This is a genomic window from Pantoea sp. X-Soil-MYKO-1785 (assembly GCF_059730675.1).
In genome coordinates this window covers 679,744-701,453 of the sequence record NZ_AP036001.1, presented here as the reverse complement: position 1 = coordinate 701,453, position 21,710 = coordinate 679,744, and the positions used below count along the sequence as shown (strand labels likewise).

Sequence of the window (21,710 nt, the reverse complement as noted above, 5' to 3'; positions counted from 1 at the left end):
GTGAACATTCTACCTGGTACAGTGAATAAAGTACTGATTACAGTGAACACTTTACTGATTATAGTGAACGCGATCACCCTTTCAGCCCTTGTGGGGTGCGGCCTGCGACGATCGGGGATCTCTTAGGATCTCTATATGATCTCTTTAGGATCGTTATATAGGAACTAATCACTGTATAAGTGGATAACTGCCGGCAGCACATAACATTATGTCTGGTAACGGCGAGAGTCAGGATTATTATCGCGATCGCTGCCAGTCAAGCGATCCTGACAATCTGACAGATTGCATCAGCAGGATATTAATTCTCAAACCCTAAAGAACTTCCTCATTATTATTCATTTTTCATCACTAAGGGCGGCGCGTATGGTGGTGGAACTGTTTTCTGAATGAGGAAAGTGCATCATGACTGACTATGCCATCTCACATAACCCTACCACTGGCGAAGAAATTGCACGCTATCCGCTGCTGACTGCCGAAGAGCTGGAACAGAGCCTGAGCCGCAGTGCTGACGCTTTTTCACAATGGCGACACAGCACAATGGCAACGCGGGTCGCGGTTCTGCGTCAGCTGGGCGAACAGATCCGCCTGCGTGAAGCACAACTCTCACGCACCATTACCCTGGAAATGGGTAAACCTATCGCTCAGGCGCGGGCTGAAGTACTTAAATGCGCTAACTTATGCGACTGGTATGCAGAACATGGCCCGGCAATGCTGGCTGACCAGCCAACTCAGGTTGCCGATGCGTGGCAACGTTTCCGTCCGCTCGGCGTGATCCTGGCTGTGATGCCGTGGAATTTCCCTCTGTGGCAAGTTCTGCGCGGCGCAGTCAGCATGCTGCTGGCAGGCAACACCTATCTGCTCAAACACGCGCCTAACGTTATGGGAAGCGCGACGCTGATGGCTGAGCTGTTCGACGCTACCGATCTGCCAGCGGGTGGCTTTAACCTGATCAACGTCGACAATGATGGCGTCTCCGCCGCGATCAAAGACGATCGCATTGCTGCGGTCGCGGTGACCGGTAGCGTGCGGGCTGGCGCTGCGATTGCCGCGCAGGCCGGTGCCGCCCTGAAGAAAACTGTATTAGAGCTGGGCGGATCCGATCCGTTTATCGTGCTGGCGGATGCCGATCTGGATGAAGCCGTGAAATCAGCGGTGATTGGTCGCTTCCAGAACACCGGACAGGTCTGTATGGCGGCTAAACGCTTTATCGTTGAAGCGCCCGTGGCGGAAGCGTTCGAAAAACGTTTCACCGCTGCCGTTCAGGCGTTGACGATCGGCGATCCGCTGGATGAAAACACCTTCCTCGGACCCATGGCACGCTCCGATCTGCGGGATGAACTGCATCAGCAGGTCGAAGCCACGCTGCGTGAAGGCGCGCGTCTGGTGCTCGGCGGTGAAAAAGTAGCGGGGCAGGGTAATTACTATGCGCCGACCATTCTGTCAGACGTCACCCCTAACATGACCGCTTTCCAGCAGGAACTGTTCGGACCGGTGGCGGCTATTGCCGTGGCGCGGGATCCGCAGCATGCTCTGGCGATCGCCAATGACAGTGAGTTTGGTCTGAGCGCAACGGTCTGGACCGCCAATGAAGAGATGGCCGATCATCTGGCGTTACAGCTGGAAGTGGGCGCCGTATTTATCAATGGTAACGGCGCTTCTGATCCACGGGTGACGATCGGTGGCGTGAAAAAAAGTGGCTACGGACGTGAACTGTCACACTTTGGCGTGCACGAATTCTGTAACGTCCAGACCGTCTGGAAAAATCGTCGCTAGCTTTTACTGCGCCGCCGGCAGATAGGCTGGCGCAGCAACATTCTGCTCGTCACTGAGCGGGCGCACTAACCGATCCGGCGCAAAGTCAGCCAGCATCGCGGGACGTGCGCCGCTCATCATCTCCCCGGCCACCAGCTTGCCGAGTAACGGTGCCAGCGTCATACCGCTGTGGCTCACCATCAGATAAACACCTGGCAGGCCGCTGACATAGCCAATCGCCGGTAATCCATCAGCCGGGCGTGAGCGTTGTCCGACCTCAATCCGTTCGATCCGCGCACTGTCACTGTTGGCAAACAGCCGCCGCAGGCGACGCAGCAGTTCATTACCGATCATCCCATCCACTGCAACCGGACGTGCCGGATCGGCATGCTGATCCAGATCCAGCGCCTGCAACATCAGGCGACCACCGCCATCGGGCCGCACGTTCAGTTCCGGGGTAATGATGTTGCAATTGAGCTGAACCGGCAGGGGCTGCGTATGCGCCAGAAAGCTGCAGGCAGCGGGGTCGGCACGATTAGCATCGGTCATCGCCAGTTCAAGGCCACACTGCGCCAGCAATTCGGCTGACCAGCGGCCGGTTGCCAGCACCAGCTGATCGCCATGCCAGCAGTTGCCACTGGCCAGCGTCACTGAAACACCCTGGTCAGCGGTAGAGAGCGTAGTCACCTGATCGTGACAGATCAGCTCGCCGCCCAGCAGGCGCAGATCGGCCAGCATCCGGGCGATAAACAGGCTCGGATAGATCAGGCATTCAGAGGGAAAATACCATCCCTGCTGCACCCGGGGATCGAGTCGCAGTTCCGGCAGGGCAGCCTGCAGTCTGGCGCGATCGTAGGGTTCTGACGGGTAATCGAGCGCCTTAAGTTTTGCTACCCGTTGTTCCAGCTGACGCCGGGTCGCCGGATCGGCTGCCCACTCCAGCGTGCCGGTTTCCAGCAGCCACGGCGCTGGCGTGGGATGCTGCGCCTGCCAGCGCTTGTGCTCGTCTATAGCCGCCGCATTGAGCCGATGATAGCTGGCCGGATCTTTGCCGTTGGCATTCACCCAGCCATAGCTGATCTGACTGGTGCCGCTACCGGGATCGTGTTGCTCAAACAGCGTCACCTGCGCGCCCTGGCTGGCCAGCGATCGGGCGACCGCTAAGCCCAGCACGCCCGCACCGATGACGGCAATACGTTGTGGTCCGGTATGTTGTCGCACCGTCTTTTGAGGCATAGTCACTCTTCTCCGGAATTGATCGACGCAGCGATAGCAGCCGATGGTTTGATTCAGGTGGCCTGTTCAGTACAGTCTGAACAGACAGGATTAACTTAACCGGGAGTCGGGAATGCAACAACTCTCAATCGTGCCGCGCCTGTTGCCCGCCGTCCGACGCGGTGAAAAAACCCATACTCTGCGCTGGCAGGAAGGGGATATCCGCCCCGGCCCGCTGCGCTACTGTAATCAGCAAAATCCAGCTGACGCGCTGGTGGTGTGGGTGACGAGCGTTGAGACGCTGCCGTTGAGTGCGGCAGCGGAGAGATTAGGAAAACAGGCAGAGTGGCCGGATGCGGTGCTGCTGGCCGGGATGCGTGAACACTATCCGGCGATTGAGCTGAGCTCACAGGTGCAGCTGGTGCATCACCTCACACCTGAGGCGACGCGCAAGCGCATGGCTGAGGGCTGAACGACGCCTAGATATGCTCCATCACCAGCAGCGCCAGGGTATCGGCTTCCAGCGCGCGGAAAATATGCGGCTCGTCGCCGGGATAGGTTATGTAATCGCCCACTTCCAGTTCGACCGGTGAATTAACCGGACCGACCAGCGCCCGGCCTTTCGCCACGATGATGTGCTCAATTGTATTCGGGGAGTGCGGCTGCGAACAGCGATCGCTACCGGGCTGAACCTGCAACAGATAGATATCGCGGCGTGCGCCTGGCGGACAGGTCGCCAGCAATACCGCCTGATAGTCGGCCAGATCGGCGGTCACCGTCGGTCCTTCACCCCGGCGAATTACCTGCATACGGCGAGCTTCCGGCTCCATCAGACGTGAAAACGGAATATTGAGGGTCACGCAAAGCGACCACAGCGTCTCGATGCCGGGATTACCGTTGCCCGCTTCCAGCTGTGACAGGGTGGATTTGGCGATACCCGCGCGACGTGCCACTTCTGCCAGCGATAAGCCGGCCCGCTGACGTTCACGGACTAAAGCGTTGGCGATAATGCTGATAGGGGTATTCAAAGGAGCTCCTGCAGTGTGATCGTTTTTTATAACGAACGTAACGTTCATCTTGTAAAACAGCCTGGCGATGTTCATTATAATGGATAATTCGTTCATTATGAGATCAGGTTATGCTGTTTCCGCAAACAAAGTTGCTGGACAAAGGAGTGGTGAAGGCCATTTTCCTGGTCTGTCTGGCTGATGGCATTGTTGGTTTATCGTATGGATCGCTGGCAACCGCCGATAGATTTCCGTTGTGGGTGCCACTGGCGCTCTCCACCCTGGTGCTGGCCGGCGCCTCGGAGTTTTTGTTTATCGGCGTGGTGGCCGGCGGCGGCAGTCCGTTCACCGCAGCAGCGGCGGGTCTGCTGGTTAATGCCCGCCACTTGCCGTTTGGCATTGCGGTGAAAGATCTGGTGGGACGCGGTCCCTCCGGCTGGCTGGGTTGCCACATTATGAACGATGAAAGCGTGGTGTTTGGTATATCTCAGCCGCAACTGGCACAGCGGCGCAGCGCCTACTGGCTATGCGGCATCGGTATTGGCCTGATTTGGCCGATCAGCGTTATGACCGGCGCGGCCATCGGCCAGTTCATTCCGGATACCTCGGTCATCGGACTGGATGCGGTGTTTCCGGCCATCCTGATTGCGCTGATTTTCCCGGCGCTGCGTCAGCGGCGAACCCGGGTTCCCGCCGTGCTCGGCGCTGCTCTGTCGCTGCTGGCGACGCCGCTGGTGCCGGCTGGCATGCCGGTGCTGTTTTCGTTGCTGGGCCTGCTGGCATGGAGATCGCGTAAATGAGCCACCCGATGATGGTCATCGCCGGTATAGCCCTGCTGGCCGCCGGTACCTGGCTGATGCGCTTCGCCGGGGTCAGGCTGGGGAATCGCTTACCGCTCAGTGAACGCAGTCAGCAAATGCTGTCGGACGCCGCTACGGTCTTGCTGTTAGCTGTGGCTGCCACTACCACCTTGTTTGAGGGTCAGCATTTTTCCGGCATGGCGCGGGTCATCGGCGTTGGCTTTGCGCTGTTACTGGCATGGCGTCGTGCGCCACTGATTATCATTATTCTCGGTGCGGCGCTGATGACGGGGTTATTACGCTATTTCGGGCTGCCTTAAGCCGGGATAACCCCAGCAACAGCGGGATTTTATTGTGGCAGATATTTGTTAGCATGCCGGTCAGTTAATTTTTGTTAATGAATAAACAGGCGCTGCTGAATGAATTCTGCCCGTAAAACCTTCCGTTATTGCTTTCCGTTGCTGTTCTCTCTCGCTGCCCTTTTTTCGGTGATGCCAGCCGAAGCCCGACCCGACCTGCGCCCGTTAGGTGAAAATATCGCCGACAAAGGCTCGGCGTGTTACCGCTTCGAAAGCCGGACCTTTGACTCGCAGGACGGTGAGCGGCACTACCGGGTCTGGCTGGGCATTCCGAAAACGGCGGCTCCGCCCGCGGGATATCCGGTGCTGTATATGCTGGACGGTAATGCGGCAATGGATCGTCTGACCGAGAACCAGCTAAAACAGCTGCGCAATGGCAACGCGCCGGTGCTGGTGGCGGTCGGCTATGACACCCGGCTGCCGTTTGACGTGGTGGCGCGCAGCTACGATTACACCCCACCCAACGATGCACCGAATCCGGAGGTGATTCAGCCACACGGTCGTAAGGGCGGCGGCAGCCAGCAGTTTCGTCAGCTGCTGCTGGAAAGTATTGTTCCGTGGGTCGAGGCTCAGGCCGCCAGCGATCCGCATCAGCGTGGCCTGTGGGGCCACTCCTACGGCGGGCTGTTCGTGCTGGATACCTTTTACCACGCCGCCTGGTTCAGTCATTACTTTGCTGCGGCTCCGTCGCTGGGCTGGAACCAGCAACGCATCATCGGACTGGCGCGACAAGCCGATCCGCGTGCGCTGCAGCCGCTGTCTCTTTATCTGATGGAGAGCGACGGCTTCACCGAACGCCGTGCGGGTCACTCCGACGATTTACAACGGGAAGAAGCTGAGCTGACCGGTATTCTGCGTCAGTCGGGAGCCAGCCTGCATCTGACCCATTATGCTGGCCAAAGTCACGGTCAGATCCTGCCCTCATCGCTGCGCGATACCTTACTTCTCTTTGGCGGCGCAAAAGATTGATCGGCGCGGGCTAATCATCGCATGATGTTTTCTTATGATCCGCAGGGAGTTTTACCATGAGCCGCCCGCTACAGATTGGTCTGTTGCTGTTTCCTGATGTTACCCAGCTGGACTTAACCGGTCCGTGGGAAGTGTTTGCCCGTGCGCCACAGTTTGCCTGCCATCTGGTGTGGAAGGACCTGCAGCCGGTGCGTTCCGATCGCGGCATGTCGATTCTGCCTGACATGACGTTCGACGCCTGTCCGCCGCTGGATGTGATCTTCGTGCCGGGCGGTCCGGGACAAATCGCGCTGATGTCCGACCGTGAGACGCTGGACTTTCTGCGTCAGCAGGCGCGACAGGCACAGCGTGTCACCTCAGTCTGCACCGGCTCGCTGGTGCTGGGCGCGGCGGGATTGCTACAGGGATACCGTGCCACCTCGCACTGGGGATCGATTGATCAGCTGGCGTTACTGGGCGCTGAGCCGGTCAGCCAGCGGGTAGTACGTGACCGCAACCGGATTACCGGCGCAGGGGTGACGTCGGGCATCGACTTTGCCCTGACGCTGGTGGCCGAACTCTGTGGTGACGCCGCTGCCAGGGCGATTCAGTTGCAGATGGAATACGATCCTGAGCCGCCGTTCAGCAGCGGTTCGCCCCGAACCGCGCCAGCCGAAGAAGTGGAGCAGGCGCGAAGCCAGATGGCGTCATTCATTGCCACCCGCCGTCTGGCCACGGAGCAGGCAGCGGCCCGGCTACAGGCTGATCAGCTTGCGGACGCCGGGAATACGCAGCATCAGCAGTGAAATAGCCATCGAAAACAGCAGCGTCAGGGCGATAACCAGCAGTTTGTCGCCCAGCGTCTGAATTCGGATCGCCGCTGCCAGCAGATTGAAAATCAGATAGTGCAGGATATAGACGCCGGTCATGGTCTTGCCCAGCGTGGTCAGGAAACGGGTAATCCACGGTTTATTGGCCGGTAGCCTGATGGCATTAATGCTGATCACAATCAGCACCACCAGCAGGTATACCTGCGAGCCGGTGAGTACTATCTCATTGCTGGTGGCAAAAAAGCGGGTGATAAAGTAATAACGCTCATACAGCCAGGTAAACAGCCAGACCGCGGGCAGCAACAGCAGGCTGCTTTTGATCATTCGCGGCGACATCAGCAGGCTTATCACCTGCGGCGCTGCCATCAGCCGGCCAGACAGGTAATAGAGCACCCAGGTCCAGATACGGTACTGCGGCAACAGTGAAAATGCCCGCTGGCTGGGATAGAGGCTGGCCAGCAGGTCATAGCCAAAGGCAAAAATCAGCAGCCCCAGTAGCCCCAGCGCCATTCGTCCAGGCGTCCGGATCAGCCGTTCGAACAGCGGATGTGAAACGTAAATCACCATTAACGCAATCACAAACCACGGCTGGATTAAATAGCCCTTCTTGTGCAGGCCGGCAAACCAGAAAAAGCCAAACCAGAACAAAAAAATCAGCAAAATACGCCGGATTTTGCCCAGTTGCCACGCCGGGGTAGGCTGCTCGCCCGCATCCATATAGCCGTTGAGTAAAAAGTAGAGCGGCGTAGCGATGGTGGACACAAAGCTCAGCACATTCAGCGCCAGGTCCGGGTCGTAGTGATAGCTGTCGTAGCTCTGATAAAAGGTAAAAAAGGAGACAGCAGTGATGCAGGCCAGCGTCTTAAGCATCGCCAGCCCGCTTTTATTCACTTTTCGCCTCCCGCCCATGCAGGCAGCGGTAGATCACCGGTAATACCAACAGGGTTAACACGGTGGCGAAGCCCAGCCCAAAAATAATCACCACCGCCATGCTCTGAAAGAAGACGTCACGCAGCAGCGGCAACAGGCCCAGCACGGTGGTAAAGGCGGTCAGCAGGATAGGGCGCAGACGCGAGGTTGCGGCATCAATAATTGCCTGTTGCAGCGGTTTTTCCTGTTGCAGCAGGCGAATCTCCTCAACCAGCACGATACCGTTGCGGATCAGCATGCCTGACAGGCTGAGCAGGCCAATCAGCGCCATAAAGCCAAACGGAATACCGGTGAGCAGGAAGCCGCAGGTGACGCCGATCAGCGCCAGCGGCACCGTTGCCCAGATCGCCAGCGCGTCACGCAGCGAATTGAACATCAGGATAGTAATCACGAACATCGCCAGGAATCCCACCGGCAGCGAACTCAGCAAACCGCGCTGCGCGTCGCGTGAACTCTCCAGTTCGCCGCCCCACTCAAGCCGGTAGCCCGCCGGCAAGTCCAGCCGATCGATCTGTGGCTTAACCCGGGCGACAATCTGCGCGGAGGTTAAACCTGCGGCGGGATCCGGATCGGTCTGCACCGTCAGCACCCGCATCCGATCACGCCGCATGATCAGCGGGTTTTCCCACTCCAGCCGGAAGTCCGCGACCACATTACTGAGTGGAATCACGCGCTGTAAGGCGGCACTCCACAGCTGAATATTGGCGATATGATCGATATCCTGACGCTCCTCATCCGCCGGATAGAGCATCACCGGCATCAGTCGCGAGCCGTCACGAAACATGCCCACCGCATCGCCGCTGAAATTCATTCTCAGAGCCTGATCGATATCGCGTTTATCAATGCCCAACTCCTGGCCGCGCAGCGCAGAATAGAGCGGCCGGATCACTTTGCTCCGCTCCTGCCAGTCATTGCGCACCGGGAAGGTGGTGCCGTCCGCGAGGAAGATGGCGTCCAGCTGGCTGGCAATGTGGCGCAATTTTTCCGGATCGGGACCTATGACGCGCAGGGCGATTGCACTGTCGCTGGCGCTGCCAAACTGAATGCGTTTAATCCGCTCATTCACCTGCGGGTAGTGCTGCTGAATAAAGTGTTCAGTTTGCAGCGCTAACGCATCCAGCTGACCGGCATCTTTGACCCGCACCATGATCTGGGCAAAGTTGCTGTACTGGCGAGCGCCATCATAGGTCAGGGTAAAGCGCAGCGCGCCCTGACCAACCGTGGTGACCGTCGCCTCTACCGCCGGATCCTGATTGATAAAGCGCGCAATTGAGGCCGCCGTCTCTGCGGTGTAGTGAATATCGGTGCCGTAGGGCAGCCACAGGTCGGTAAAGAAGATTGGCGTGCTGGAGGAGGGAAAGAAATTCTGCTTAACCAGACCAAAGCCATACAGCGACACGGCTAACAGCGTCACCATCAGGGTCAGGGTAGTCAGACGAAAACGCAGTAAGCCGCTGAGCATCTGGCGGTAAAGGCGGAAAACCACGCCCTGGTAAGGCGCGGCTTGCTGTACCGGCTGGCGGGCCGGCTGACGCTTCTCGCTCCAGCGGATAAACACCGGGGTTAAGGTCAGCGCGGTGACCCAGCTCAGCATCAGCGAAATCAGCAATACCTGGAACAGTGATTTGCAATATTCGCCGGTGGAGTCCTGGGATAGGCCAATCGGGGCAAAGGCGATGATGGCGATCACGGTCGCGCCCAGCAGCGGCAGTGCGCTACGGCGTATCATCCGTTTCATTGCCTGTTGTAAGGGCTGGCCGCGCTGGTGGTCAATTTTGACTCCTTCAACCACCACGATAGCGTTATCGACCAGCATACTCAGCGAGATAATTAACGCTCCCAGCGATATCCGCTGCAGTTCCAGGCTGAATAAATTCATGATCAGCAGAGTGCCCAGCACGTTGAGCGCCAGCGAGGCGGCAATCACCACGCCGCTGCGTAAGCCCATAAACAGCAGCAGCGTACCGATCACAATGGCCAGCGCCATCAGGAAGTTAAGGATAAAGCCATCAACCGACTGCTTAACCTCGTGCGCCTGGTTATAAAACACCTTCAGGCTAATGCCTGCCGGCGTGTCCTGCTGATAGCGCGCCAGCTTGCTGGAAAGCGCGTCGCCGACGTCAATCACGTTGACGCCTGGCGCAAAAGAGACGCCTATCGCCAGCGCGGCCTCGCCATCGGCAAAATAGAGATTCGCCGGTTTATCCGTCACGCCGCGCGTCAGGGTGGCGATGTCGCGCAGATGAACGTTTTGCGGGCTGCCGGCTGGCAGAATTGGCAGGCTGGCCAGGTCATCCAGCGTCTGCAACTCGCCGGTTGAATGGAAGCGGATCGATTCACTGTCGACCCGCACGCTACCGGCATTGGCTACGCTGTTGTTGCGGCTGAGCAGTTCGGCCACCCGCTGTGGTGTCAGGCCGTAGGCGGTCATTTTAGCGGCGGAGAGGGCGATTCGTATCTCTTCCTGCTCGACGCCCGCCACCGCAACTTTCGCCACGCCGGGCACCAGCACCAGATCGCGGCGCAGCTGATCGGCATAGTTGCGCAGTTCGCTGTTGGTGAAGTCTTTGCCATGGATGACAAAAAAGTAGCCATAGACATCGCCGAAATCGTCGTTGACCAGCGGTGCCTGAACGCCTGGCGGGAACTGGCGGGTGGCATCATCAACCCGCCGCCGCAGTTCGTCCCAGATCTGCGGCAGCTGATCGGCCAGGTAGCTGATATGAATGTTGACGGTGATTTGTGACAGACCATTGGCCGAGATGGAACTGACGTTATCCAGCGACGGCAGGCGCTGTAAGGCATTCTCCAGCGGCAGGGTGACCTCTTCTTCCACCTGCTGCGCCGAGGCACCGGGATAATGCGTCACAATCACCGCTGATTTGATGGTAAATAGCGGATCCTCCAGCCGTCCGATATTAAGCAGGGCGTAAATGCCGCCCACGCCCAGCAACAGAATAATCATCCAGTAGCGGATCGGCTTATCAAGGAAATGCTGCTGAATACGCATTATAACCCCCGCTCGCGCTGCCAGATCCGCACCGCCTCACCGTCGCGCAGCTCACCTACGCCAGCGGCGACAATCTGGTCACCCGGTTTCAGTCCGCTGACGATCTCCACGCCTTGGGCACTCAGCCTGCCGACCTCAACCTGGCGATCTTTGACCCGCAGACCATCAGCCTGTTGCTCCACCAGCCAGACGTGCGGCTGATTAGTCGGGCTGTGATCGGGATTAAATACCGCGGCGGCGGGCACCACCAGGCGCGGCAGTGCCGGGGCATTGGGCAGATTATGCAACTGAACCCGCACCGAGCCGCTCAGGCCCGCCACGCCGGGTAAATCTGCCGGGCGCGGCATGGTCAGCACTACCTGGTAGGTCAGGGTAGCGGCATCGGTCTGGCTGGTGTGCTCCTTGTACTGTGCTTTAAACACCCGGCCCGGCAGCGCATTGAACTGCACCTCGGGCTGATAGTCGATGTTCTGGATATCGAGACTGGCAAACAGGGTTTCGGGCAGCGTAAAAATCACATCGAGTAAATCTGCGCGGGTCAGCAGCGCCACCGGCTGCCCGGCCGCAACCACCTGGTGATTACGCACCTGAACCTGCGCGATCACCCCATCAAACGGCGCGCGCAGCGTCAGGAACTGTAACTCCTCCCTGGCGAGTTTTAACGCCGTCGCCGCCGCATCGCGATTGGCTTTTTGCACATCCATCTCCGACTTTGAGACGGCGCTGCGCTGTGCCAGGGTGCTGAAGCGTTGATATTGCCGTTCGGCGAGTTGCAGACTGGTCTGACGGTCCCGCACCCGTAATTGTGCTTCGGCGTCGTTGAGCGTGGCGAGGGTCTGACCCGCTTTTACCGCTGCGCCGTCGCGAATATTCAGGGTGATCAGCTGGCCAGCGCGTTTAAACGCCAGATCGGTATTGTCACCAGCCTGAATACGTGCAGGAAAAATACGGATATTTTGTGCAACATCAGATTCCAGAGTGAATGTTTTAATTACGCGTGGCGGTGGCGCATCCGGCTGTTTTTTCTCGTCGCAGGCTGTCATAAAAACACAACAGAGAAAAAGAGAGATAACTTTGTGTTTGATCATTTTCTTCGCCTTAACTTCAGCTATTTTAGCTGCGGTTTAATAAGCGTTAAGGAATAATTCAGCCCGATGCTTATTGCCACCGATTTAAAATAAATTTTAGTTGTCTCAAACTATTTTTAATCCAGACGGCATTGCCGCTTCGTTTGTTACCTATCAGATTGCCATCTGTGAAACCACCAGCCAGGTTAATAACCCCACCAGCGTGGTCGCGGCAACCGCGAGAATAACGAAACCGCAAAGCACGAAAATGCTCTGTTTTTTCATCAAAGTTTCCTTTTATAGGCCACGAAATAAACCGATGCACACTGCATGAGTCAGGCTAAACCTTAGCTAAACAAAAACAACGTTGTCATTCTGATAATATAGGTTAAATTTAATTTAGCCATTCCTGTCATTCATCAAACCTTTTTTTGCAGAAAAATGATGTCGGTCATTACCTGTGGGGTTTGTATCCCGCAAAATGCGTTTTTTTTAATTTCCGCCTTTAATTCATCACTTAATGGCACGGGGTTTATATATGCTAAACAACGAAAAACAGGGTAAAGCGCCCGCTTTATCCGATCGTCCCTGGTATCAGCGCAGTGTGGCCGAGATATTTTCTGACTTACAAAGTTCGTCAGCGGGATTAACCTCGGCCACCGCACATGATCGTCTGCAGAAATATGGTCCAAATGCCCTGCCGCAAAAAGCAGAAAAGTCTGCGCTGCTTAAATTTATCGCGCATTTCAAAGATGTACTGATTTATATCCTGCTGGCTGCCGCGGTGATTACCGCGATCATGGGCCACTGGGTTGATACCTTTGTCATTCTCGGCGTTGCTGTCATTAACGCACTGATTGGATTTATCCAGGAAAGCAACGCCGAGAAGTCTTTGAAAAGCATCCAGAATATGCTGGCAAATGAAGCCATGCTGGTTCGTGATGGTAAACAGGTCACCGTGCCAACGCGCGAGATCGTGGTCGGAGACGTGGTGATGTTGCGTCCTGGCGATAAAATCCCGGCAGATCTGCGGCTGTTTGAAGTAAACAATCTGCGGGTCGAAGAGGCGATTCTCACCGGTGAATCGACAGTAGTCTCGAAAAGCATCGATACGCTGAGCGGCGAAAAATCGCTGGGCGATCGCCTTAATCTGGCTTTTTCCGGCACCACCGTCAGTTCAGGCACGGCGGCAGGCGTGGTCATTGCCAGCGGTGGCGATACTGAACTCGGTCATATCAATGAGATGATCAGCGGCATCAAAGAGGTGAAAACCCCGTTGCTGGTGCAGATCGATAAGCTGGGTAAAGCGATTTTCTTCATCATCCTGCTGATGATGGTGGCGCTGTTTATTTTCGGCTATCTGCTGCGCGATATTCCGCTGGGCGAGCTGTCGCTGTCGGTGATCAGCCTGGCGGTTGCGGCGGTGCCGGAAGGGCTGCCAGCGATTATTTCGATCATCCTGTCGCTGGGCGTGCAGTCGATGGCGCGCAGCCAGGCGATTATCCGCAAGCTGCCGACCGTCGAAACCCTGGGTGCGATGTCTGTTATCTGTTCCGATAAAACCGGCACCCTGACCATGAATGAGATGACGGTCAAAGCGGTGGTGCTGGCGAAAAGTCGCTGGCGCGTCAGCGGCAACAGTTATGAACCCAAAGGCGAGATCGTGGCCGAGCAGGGCGCTGCAGGCAGTATCAGTGCCGCGCAGGATCCGCTGTTCCAGCAGTTCCTGCGTGCGGTCGATACCTGTAATGAAAGCCAGCTTCGTCAGGATAGTCAGGGTCACTGGACCATCGTGGGCGGCCCGACGGAAGGCGCGCTGAAAGTGCTGGCGGCCAAAGGGCTGACCGCCACCGGGGCGGTTGAGGTGGTCAGCAAACTGCCGTTTGACTCCCTGTATAAATATATGTCGGTCAGCTGCGTGGCGGGCGATGAATCCTATGTATTGCTGACCGGCGCACCAGACGTGCTGCTCAATTTGTGTCAGCAGCAGCAGACGCCGGAGGGCGCAGAGCCGATCGACCGTGCCTACTGGGACGCCGCCATTACCACCTACGCCAGTGAAGGCTTACGTACCGTGGCGGCGGCGTGGAAGAAAACCGCTGCACCGGTTACCGCGCTCGATCATGATGAGCTGAAACATGACATGGTGCTGCTGGGTCTGGCCTGCATGATGGATCCGCCGCGCCCTGAAGCGATCGCGGCGATTGATGAGTGCCAGCAGGCGGGGATCCGCGTCAAAATGATCACCGGTGACCATCAGGAAACCGCGATGGCAATTGGTCAGATGCTGGGTATTGGCAACAGTCAGGCAGCCATCACCGGCTACCAGCTTGAACACATGAGCGATGCCGAACTGGCTGAAGCGGCCAAAACCTACGATATTTTCGCCCGCACCAGCCCGGAACATAAACTGCGGCTGGTAAAAGCGCTGGAAGCCAGTGGCGAAATCGTCGGCATGACCGGCGATGGCGTCAATGATGCGCCCGCGCTGAAACAGGCCAACGTCGGTATCGCGATGGGGATTAAAGGCACCGAGGTGACGAAAGAGGCGGCAGATATGATCCTGGCTGACGACAACTTCGCCACCATTGCCGCTGCGGTGAAAGAGGGACGTCGGGTTTATGACAACCTCAAGAAGACCATTCTGTTCATCATGCCCACCAACCTGGCGCAGGGGTTGCTGATTATTATCGCCATCCTGATGGGCAACCTGCTGCCGCTTACCCCGGTACAGATTCTATGGATGAACATGGCCACCTCCGCCACGCTGTCATTTGGCCTGGCGTTTGAACCCGCTGAAGCCAATGCGATGCGACGTCCGCCGCGTAATGTGAAAGCGCACGTGATGGATGGATACGCCATCTGGCGCGTGGTGTTTGTTGGCTTGCTGATCTCAATCAGCGCCTTCGTACTGGAAGCCTGGCTGCAACCGCGTGGCTATAGCGCGGAATTTATCCGCACTGTGCTGCTGCAGATGCTGGTAACCGCACAGTGGGCCTATATGCTCAACTGCCGTAACGCGGATGGCTTCTCTCTGGATCGCGGCCTGCTGAAAAATCGCGGCATCTGGCTGGTTACGCTGGTACTGATTGTGCTACAGGCAATTATTATTTACGTGCCACTGATGAATACGCTGTTTGGTACCCGCCCATTGCCGATCAACTACTGGCTGATCTCACTGATTGTCAGCGTAATCATCTTTTTCGTGGTGGAGATCGAGAAACGTCTTACCCGTTCATGGCGACTTAAAACGCCTTCACGGCGTTAAGTCTGACTGAGGGTCCTGCTGCTGCGGATTACCCGCCAGCAGGACCTTTTTAATCAGATAGGTTAACGGAATCGCCAGAATCGCCCCGGTTATCCCCAGTAAAGCCTGCCAGAACAGAAATGCCAGTAACTGGCTGGTTAGCGACATATCAAGCCGCTTACCCACCAGCAGCGGTTCAATCACTGAACTCAGCCCCAGGTTCAGCACCACGAAAAAGCCGGCAACCGCCAGCGCCATCTGCAGATCAAACATGATGTAGCTCTGGATCACCGGTGGGATCGCCGCCAGAAACGAGCCCAGTACCGGCACATAGTTAAACACAAACATCAGTACGCCCCAGAAAAAGGCAAACTTCAGACCCAGCAGATGCGCGCCGGTGCCGACGATCAGTGCGCCAAGCAGGCTGGTCAGGGTTTTTACCCGTGCATAGACGATCACACTCATAATCCCTTCCTGCAGTGCCTGATAAAGCGCCTGATGTTTTCCGGCTACCCGCTGTTGTAGCGTCTTTTTCAGCAGCGGCAATTCATACAACATAAACAGCAGCATCAGAAAGACCATGATCCACCAGGAGATGACGCCAGGTATCTGCGTCAGAAAGGCGGTGACTATCCGTACCACGGCACCCGCATCAATAAAGGTCAACAGCTGGTCGGGCGTGATACCGATATCCAGCCGGGCAAACGCCAGCGTGAGCTGCTCCAGTCGGGCGGCCAGCAGCAGCGGTGCCTGACGGCTGAGCTGCATCAAATCGGGGGTCAGCACCGTCAGTTTAATGATGGTGATCACCACCACCATCAGCATCAAAACAATTACCAGTATCGTCGACACAATACGCGGGATCTTTTTCCTCTCCAGCCAGCTAATCAGCGGATCGAGCATGATCGACAACAGCATCGCCAGTAGCACCTGGTTGATCAGCGGTGCCGCCAGATAGAGGCCGCTAAGAATGAGGGTTAACGAAGCGAGAACAAACAATACGCGTGCCAGTGGCGGCCAGAGGGTAAACCAGCTCAGTCCCATGAGGGAGCTCCTTTAGCAAAGATAAACTGCAGTATAGATGAGCGGCCGGTAACAGCGCTTTGCGTCAGGTCAGTCGGGATTAGCATCCCGCAAAGCGGACCGGCCGCTGTTCAGAGCCTGGGTTTGCCGAGGGCGAAATACGCCTCTTTTATTATGGATAGATTCCGGCTATCTTTAAGGAAATGAACGTTTCCTAAAGGGCAAACAATGCGCAATGATAATCGGGTCAGAGAACGGGGCCGACCGCGGGCATTCCACACTGAAGCGGCGCTGGACAGTGCGATGCAGATTTTTCGCGAAAAAGGCTATCACGCCACCTCGATAGGCGATCTCAGCCGCGCCATGCAACTCACCACCGGCAGCATTTATAAAGCCTTCACTGACAAACGCTCGCTGTTTGCCCAGGTGTTTGCGCGCTATCTCTCATTGCGTCAGGCTGCGCTGCGCGAACGGCTGGCGCAGTGTCAAACCGGACGTGAACAGCTGACGGCGGTGCTGCAGTTTTATGTTGAATCGGTGCGCGAAGTCGAAGGCGAGCGAGGATGTCTGGTGGCGGGCAGCGCAGTAGAAATCCAGACCCTGGATGACGGTCTGGCCGAGGCGGTAAGCCACGCGGTGATGCGTAATCAGCAGACGCTGCAGCAGCTTATCGTTCAGGGACAGCAGGATGGCTCGATCAATCCGGCGCTGAATGCTGAAGCCAGCGCCTCGCTGATGTTGTGTATTGTGCTCGGCATGCGGGTGGCCGGCAAAGTGGCCGCGACCCGGCCGGATGAAAGCGTTATCCCGCTGGCCCTGAAAATACTCGACTAAATTTTTTAACCAATATGGAAACGATCATTTCCTAAAATTCGGAGCAAATCAATGCAACACAATCCGCACTACCAGCATCACTTTGCCAGCGTGGAAGCGCTGCGCCTCCATTATCTCAGCGCCGGACGCGAAAACGCGGAGGTGGTGGTTCTGCTGGCTGGATTTCCGCAAAGCAGCTATGCGTGGCGCGAAGTCATTCCCCGGCTGGCCAGTCGTTTTCGGGTGATCGCACCGGATCTGCCCGGGCAGGGTGACTCTGATTTTCCGGCAGACGGATATGACACTGACAGCATAGCGCAGCGGGTAATGGCGCTGTTACAGCAGCTCGGCATCACGCGCTTTCATCTGGCGGGACACGATATCGGTGCCTGGGTCGCCTGGTCGCTGGCGGCGCAGTTTCCGCAGCACGTCAGCCGGCTGGCGCTGCTGGATGGCGGCATTCCGGGCATTACGCTGCCTGACTCGCTGCCCTTGGCCGGCGGTAACGCCTGGAAAACCTGGCATTTCGCCTTCCACTGCGTCAGCGATCTGCCGGAAGCGCTGATTGCCGGCCGGGAGGCGATCTACCTCGACTGGTTCTTTAACCGTAAAGCGGCCAATCCGCAGCGGATAGATGCGGCGGCGCGCGCCGAATATCTGCGCCTGTATCAGCAGCCCGGCGCGCTGCGGGCCGGGCTGGCTTACTACCGGGCTGTTGAGCAGTCGGCCGGCCAGAATCGCCAGCGCGCGCAGGCCGGAAAGCTGGCGCTGCCGCTGCTGGCGGTCAGTGCCGATCAGGGCTCGATACCGGATATGGCGACCCCGCTGCGCGCCGTGGCTGAGCAGGTCAGCGGGGCGGTTATCGGGGAATGCGGGCATTTTATTCCCGACGAACAGCCGGAAAAACTGGCGGAAATATTAACGGATTTTTTTTCTCACTGATCCGCTAAGCGGGTAACCGTGGCAGTGTGCCTGCCGTATCGCCTCAGGCCGCCAGCGGCAGGCTGGCGGCGCTAAGCGGGGCTGCTGATATCCTGAGACAGGAAATAATCCAGCCAGCTGACAGCAGAGTTGAAACGGCGCAGAGCGGACCGTTCACGCCAGTCGATTGCCGGATAACCTGCCCGGTGGTTTTTTTCACCTTCAGCACTGACCCTACGCGTTAGGTATAACAGCAATCGTGACAACCGCCAGGGTGAACGCCATCGTTGTTATGCTGTTTTTATTCGTGATAAATCTGGCTACGCCCGCCATCGATCAGAATATCGGTGGCGTTGATAAAGCGTGCTTCGTCAGATGCCAGAAACAACGCAGTGTACGCCACTTCGCTCGGTTCACCGATGCGTTTACACGGCAGTAATGCCGCCTGACGCTCGCGTTCGGCCTGCGGGTCCGGACAGCTGGCCAGCCACGCTTCGGCTGCGGGCGTCATTATCAGTCCGGGCGAAATACTATTGATGCGGATACCCTGTGCGGCATATTCGACCCCCAGAGAGCGGGTCAGACCAATCAAACCGTGCTTCGCCACCGGATAAGGAAATGCGCCAGGGATGATTTTATGTCCGTGCACCGACGCGACGTTCACAATGTTTCCGTACTGGCGTGCCAGCATCCCCGGCAGCACGCTGCGGATCAGGTTGTAAGGACCTTTCAGATTGGTCGCCATGCAACGCTGCCACTCTTCCTCTTCCAGCGCCAGCGGATCGCGAAACACGTTAATGCCTGCGCAGTTAATGAGAATATCTATGTGACCCAAGGCGTGCTGTGCCTGCTGCACGGCGCTCTGCACCTGTTGCGGCTGTGTCACATCAGCTTCAACGGCAACACAGCGTTTTTTGTGCTGGTGTTGCAGTCGGCTAGCCAGTGCCTCGGTTACGTCGCTATCGAGATCAAGCAACGCTACGCTGGCGCCTTCGCGAACAAACAGCTCGGCAATCGCACTGCCGATACCGCTCCCTGCGCCGGTAATAAGGGCTGTTTTATTGGGTAATCGTTCAGACATAGTCGCGTCCTTATGATGATGTCGGTAAAACCAGCCAGTCGGCGAGCCGGAATGTCTGCTCGCCACGCTGGAGCGTGATCAGCGGCCAGCTGTCAGTTCGCGTCAGCGCCTGAAGGCCCGGTTGATTAATTAAAAATGTGTCTTCGCTTTTTACACCGCTCAGGGTCGGGTTCCACGCCACAGCAGTATGATTTTGTACCTCACCCTGCGTTTCAGGCGTAACAATCCAGTCGCGACAGCCATAGCCTGCCGGGCCGCCCTGATGATGTTGACGCCAGGCATCGGCGTAGCCATGTTGTTGATACGCTTTTGCAATGTCGCTAAACAGTGCTGCCCAGCTGCGCGGTGGCTGAGTTGCCGCCAGCATATCGGCATGGATATTGATCAGCGACAGGAAGCGCTGGCGCAGGGAAGCATCGGGTTCACCGATCTGGACCATGCGTGAAAGACTGACGTGCAGACCGTGTCGCTCTGCTCCCAGCGTAATCAGCATCTGGCGTTTCAGCTTCTTCTGTGTTGGCACCGGGTGCTTAAAAGCGGCGATGCGCTCATCGGCCGCGACCAGGGTACAAACCGGGCGGATACCGCACGACAGGCAGGCCGCCGCTATAGCCGCTTCTGCCTCGTATTCCGTTACGCCAGCGCGCAACTGACGTGCCACATCTTCGACAATTCTGGCCGTTTCTGCGCCTAACGCCTGAAAACGCTCTCTTTCCTGCTGATTCAGCCCCTGGCGAAGCACGATCATTTTTTGCTGAATATCTGCTGTGGCAGCAATGGCGGTATCACTGCCAATATTGCCGCCAGGCAACACTGTGCGCAGTGACTGATACCAGGGGTAATGTTGTGTGGCGCAGGAAAACGGCAGCGGCTCCTCAGCAACAATGCGCGGCAGTTCGTTATCCGGTGCGAATAACAGAACATTATCGCGGGTAATCAGCAGGCTGGCGACACCGGTTTCGGCGCGCTCAACCACATAATAACTGGCTCCTTCTGTCAGCCAGGCGATGTTATCACGCCGCGTCAACAGCACCGCATCCAGCTGCCACTGATCCAGGGCGTTTTGCAGACGTAGCAGTTTTTCACTCATCAGGTGTTTCCTTCTAACAACAATTCAGCGGCGCGGTGTGCCACTGCCATCACAATCGCGTTGGTATTTCCGCTGATAATATTCGGCATCATTGAGGCATCAACCACGCGCAGCCGCTGCACGCCGCGCACACGCAGGTCATCAGTCAGCACTGCCAGCGGATCATCATCATGCCCCATCCGGCAGGTACCAACCGGGTGATAACCGGTCTTCACCATGCGTTTACAGTGCTCAGTAATCGCCTGTTCCGAGGTCACATCCGCGCCCGGAAAAATTTCCTGCCTGACCATGGCGGCAATCGGCGTAGTGGCTATCACCTGACGGGCAAAACGGAACCCGGCGAGGGTGCGGGCCAGATCTTCCGGATGACCAAAAATTTGCGTATCTATCACCGGAGGGGTGCTGGCTTTCGCATCCCGCAGTGTCACTTCTCCGGTAGCTTTGGGTCGTAACAGCAGCGAATTAACGGTAACGCCATGGCCCGGATCGGCACCCATCACATCGCGATCAAGGTAGACCGTCGGCACACAGAACATCTGAACCGTGGGCGTGGCACTGAAGTCGAGCGGATCAAAAAATGCGCAGGTTTCCACCCCGGTGGTTGTTACCGGGCCGGTTTTAAACAGCATGTATTGCAGACCCGCTTTGAACATCGGCCAGCCACGATCCTGACCGTAATAACCGAATGCGCCTTTGGTGCTGGCAACGACCGGGACTTCGTAGTGGTCCTGCAGGTTTTTCCCCACGCCTGCCAGGTGATGGCGTAACGCGATACCGTGCTGCTCAAGTTGCTCCTGTGGACCGATGCCGGATAGCATCAGCAGCTTTGGCGTCTGATACGCACCAGCGGCCAGTATCACTTCCTGTGACGCGCGCACCTGCTGCGACTCACCCTGTTTGCTGTAGCGCACACCGCAGGCACTATCGCCGTCAAACAGAATCTCCTCAACCACTGCCTGGGTGACAATCGTCAGACGCTCATCCTGCCGCAGCGGATTGATGAACGCATCAACCACGCTACAGCGCTGTCGCGTCTGACCATTAATGGTGTGTTGCATAAAGCCGACGCCGAACGGGTTTCCCGTGTTGAAATCTGGCGTATAAGGAATGCCAAGCTGCTGCAGGGTCTTTACGTAAGCCCGGCTCAGCGGGCTAAAATGCCCGAGATGCGAGACTTTCATCGGGCCACCAACGCCATGAAAAGGTGCACCAAGATGATCGTTATCTTCAATAGCAGTGAAGTGCGGCAGCAGCGCGTCCCAGGACCAGTCGGTGCCCTGATTGCCCAGCGCACTGTTCCAGTCGGCGTAATCCTGCTTATGTCCGCGCATATACACCATGGCATTGACCGTTGACCCCCCACCCAGCACTTTGGCCTGCGGCACAATCACGCCACGACCATTGAGCTGTGGCTGATTTTCGGTCTGGTGCAGGGTCAGATATTTATCGCTGGCGAGAAACTTCATATAACCCGCCGGCATTTTCAGCAGCGGATGATATTCATCACTTCCTGCTTCCAGCAGCAGCACGCGCGCGTTGCCTTGCTGCACCAGGCGGGCTGCAACGATGCAGCCTGCGCTACCCCCGCCCACCACCACGTAATCAAACTCTTTCATA

General features: G+C 57.2%; 18 protein-coding genes. 9 read left to right on the top strand and 9 right to left on the bottom strand.

Annotated elements, in window-relative coordinates:
- Positions 1-402: 402 nt before the first annotated feature.
- The gene (locus tag AC6I8D_RS23200) at positions 403-1,773 is read left to right on the top strand and encodes an aldehyde dehydrogenase family protein (protein ID WP_497821048.1); all 1,371 of its coding nucleotides are present in this window, start codon (positions 403-405) and stop codon (positions 1,771-1,773) included.
- 3 nt (positions 1,774-1,776) lie between these two features.
- Here AC6I8D_RS23200 and AC6I8D_RS23195 read toward each other — a convergent pair whose 3' ends face one another.
- Positions 1,777-2,988 (bottom strand): NAD(P)/FAD-dependent oxidoreductase, encoded by a 1,212-nt coding sequence (locus AC6I8D_RS23195; RefSeq protein WP_497821047.1) that lies wholly within the window; start codon positions 2,986-2,988, stop codon positions 1,777-1,779.
- A 112-nt stretch (positions 2,989-3,100) separates the two neighbouring features.
- Between AC6I8D_RS23195 and AC6I8D_RS23190 the strand changes: the two genes are divergently transcribed.
- The gene (locus tag AC6I8D_RS23190; RefSeq protein WP_312055536.1) at positions 3,101-3,439 is read left to right on the top strand and encodes a hypothetical protein; all 339 of its coding nucleotides are present in this window, start codon (positions 3,101-3,103) and stop codon (positions 3,437-3,439) included.
- A gap of 7 nt (positions 3,440-3,446) precedes the next feature.
- Here the strand turns inward: AC6I8D_RS23190 and AC6I8D_RS23185 are convergent, their stop codons facing one another.
- Positions 3,447-3,995, bottom strand: a complete 549-nt coding sequence (locus AC6I8D_RS23185) for a helix-turn-helix domain-containing protein (RefSeq protein ID WP_312055535.1) — start codon at positions 3,993-3,995, stop codon at positions 3,447-3,449.
- A 110-nt stretch (positions 3,996-4,105) separates the two neighbouring features.
- Between AC6I8D_RS23185 and AC6I8D_RS23180 the strand changes: the two genes are divergently transcribed.
- The 4 genes from AC6I8D_RS23180 to AC6I8D_RS23165 all read left to right on the top strand — a co-directional run bounded on the left by AC6I8D_RS23180 (position 4,106) and on the right by AC6I8D_RS23165 (position 6,887).
- Positions 4,106-4,774: an AzlC family ABC transporter permease gene (locus tag AC6I8D_RS23180; protein ID WP_497821046.1), complete on the top strand. Its 669-nt coding sequence runs from the start codon at positions 4,106-4,108 to the stop codon at positions 4,772-4,774.
- Positions 4,771-5,094: an AzlD domain-containing protein gene (locus tag AC6I8D_RS23175; RefSeq protein ID WP_312055533.1), complete on the top strand. Its 324-nt coding sequence runs from the start codon at positions 4,771-4,773 to the stop codon at positions 5,092-5,094. The genes AC6I8D_RS23180 and AC6I8D_RS23175 overlap by 4 nt, the downstream gene beginning before the upstream one ends.
- 99 nt (positions 5,095-5,193) lie before the next feature.
- Complete coding sequence (locus tag AC6I8D_RS23170; protein WP_497821045.1) at positions 5,194-6,102, top strand: alpha/beta hydrolase; 909 nt, start codon at positions 5,194-5,196, stop codon at positions 6,100-6,102.
- A gap of 56 nt (positions 6,103-6,158) precedes the next feature.
- Positions 6,159-6,887 carry a DJ-1/PfpI family protein gene (locus AC6I8D_RS23165; RefSeq protein WP_497821044.1) on the top strand — a complete coding sequence of 243 codons (729 nt, stop codon included), beginning with the start codon at positions 6,159-6,161 and terminating at the stop codon, positions 6,885-6,887.
- Here AC6I8D_RS23165 and AC6I8D_RS23160 read toward each other — a convergent pair.
- The 3 genes from AC6I8D_RS23160 to AC6I8D_RS23150 are packed head-to-tail and all read right to left on the bottom strand — an operon-like array spanning position 6,837 to position 11,939.
- On the bottom strand, positions 6,837-7,802 hold the full coding sequence (locus tag AC6I8D_RS23160) for an acyltransferase family protein (protein ID WP_497821043.1): 966 nt from the start codon (positions 7,800-7,802) through the stop codon (positions 6,837-6,839). The genes AC6I8D_RS23165 and AC6I8D_RS23160 overlap by 51 nt on opposite strands.
- Positions 7,795-10,851 carry an efflux RND transporter permease subunit gene (locus AC6I8D_RS23155; RefSeq protein ID WP_497821042.1) on the bottom strand — a complete coding sequence of 1,019 codons (3,057 nt, stop codon included), beginning with the start codon at positions 10,849-10,851 and terminating at the stop codon, positions 7,795-7,797. Before AC6I8D_RS23155 ends, AC6I8D_RS23160 begins: the two co-directional genes overlap by 8 nt.
- Positions 10,851-11,939 (bottom strand): efflux RND transporter periplasmic adaptor subunit, encoded by a 1,089-nt coding sequence (locus AC6I8D_RS23150; protein ID WP_497821041.1) that lies wholly within the window; start codon positions 11,937-11,939, stop codon positions 10,851-10,853. Before AC6I8D_RS23150 ends, AC6I8D_RS23155 begins: the two co-directional genes overlap by 1 nt.
- Before the next feature lie 517 nt (positions 11,940-12,456).
- Here AC6I8D_RS23150 and AC6I8D_RS23145 point away from each other — a divergent pair.
- Positions 12,457-15,186 (top strand): cation-transporting P-type ATPase, encoded by a 2,730-nt coding sequence (locus AC6I8D_RS23145; RefSeq protein WP_312055528.1) that lies wholly within the window; start codon positions 12,457-12,459, stop codon positions 15,184-15,186.
- Here AC6I8D_RS23145 and AC6I8D_RS23140 read toward each other — a convergent pair.
- Positions 15,175-16,209, bottom strand: coding sequence for an AI-2E family transporter (locus AC6I8D_RS23140; RefSeq protein ID WP_312055527.1), 1,035 nt, complete (start codon positions 16,207-16,209; stop codon positions 15,175-15,177). The two genes, AC6I8D_RS23145 and AC6I8D_RS23140, sit on opposite strands and share 12 nt — an antisense overlap.
- 207 nt (positions 16,210-16,416) lie before the next feature.
- On the opposite strand from AC6I8D_RS23140, the gene AC6I8D_RS23135 reads away from it, so the two are divergent.
- Positions 16,417-17,022 (top strand): TetR/AcrR family transcriptional regulator, encoded by a 606-nt coding sequence (locus AC6I8D_RS23135; protein WP_312055526.1) that lies wholly within the window; start codon positions 16,417-16,419, stop codon positions 17,020-17,022.
- A 51-nt stretch (positions 17,023-17,073) separates the two neighbouring features.
- The gene (locus AC6I8D_RS23130; RefSeq protein WP_497821040.1) at positions 17,074-17,943 is read left to right on the top strand and encodes an alpha/beta fold hydrolase; all 870 of its coding nucleotides are present in this window, start codon (positions 17,074-17,076) and stop codon (positions 17,941-17,943) included.
- A gap of 280 nt (positions 17,944-18,223) precedes the next feature.
- On the opposite strand, the gene AC6I8D_RS23125 is transcribed toward AC6I8D_RS23130, so the two are convergent.
- From AC6I8D_RS23125 to AC6I8D_RS23115, 3 genes are read right to left on the bottom strand one after another with little or no spacing between them, the layout of a single operon-like run.
- Entirely contained in the window at positions 18,224-19,003 is a 780-nt protein-coding gene (locus tag AC6I8D_RS23125; protein WP_497821039.1) for an SDR family oxidoreductase, read from the bottom strand.
- 10 nt (positions 19,004-19,013) lie between these two features.
- Positions 19,014-20,093 carry a M24 family metallopeptidase gene (locus AC6I8D_RS23120; protein ID WP_312055523.1) on the bottom strand — a complete coding sequence of 360 codons (1,080 nt, stop codon included), beginning with the start codon at positions 20,091-20,093 and terminating at the stop codon, positions 19,014-19,016.
- Positions 20,093-21,709 (bottom strand): GMC family oxidoreductase, encoded by a 1,617-nt coding sequence (locus tag AC6I8D_RS23115; RefSeq protein WP_497821038.1) that lies wholly within the window; start codon positions 21,707-21,709, stop codon positions 20,093-20,095. The genes AC6I8D_RS23120 and AC6I8D_RS23115 overlap by 1 nt, the downstream gene beginning before the upstream one ends.
- Position 21,710 lies beyond the last annotated feature (1 nt).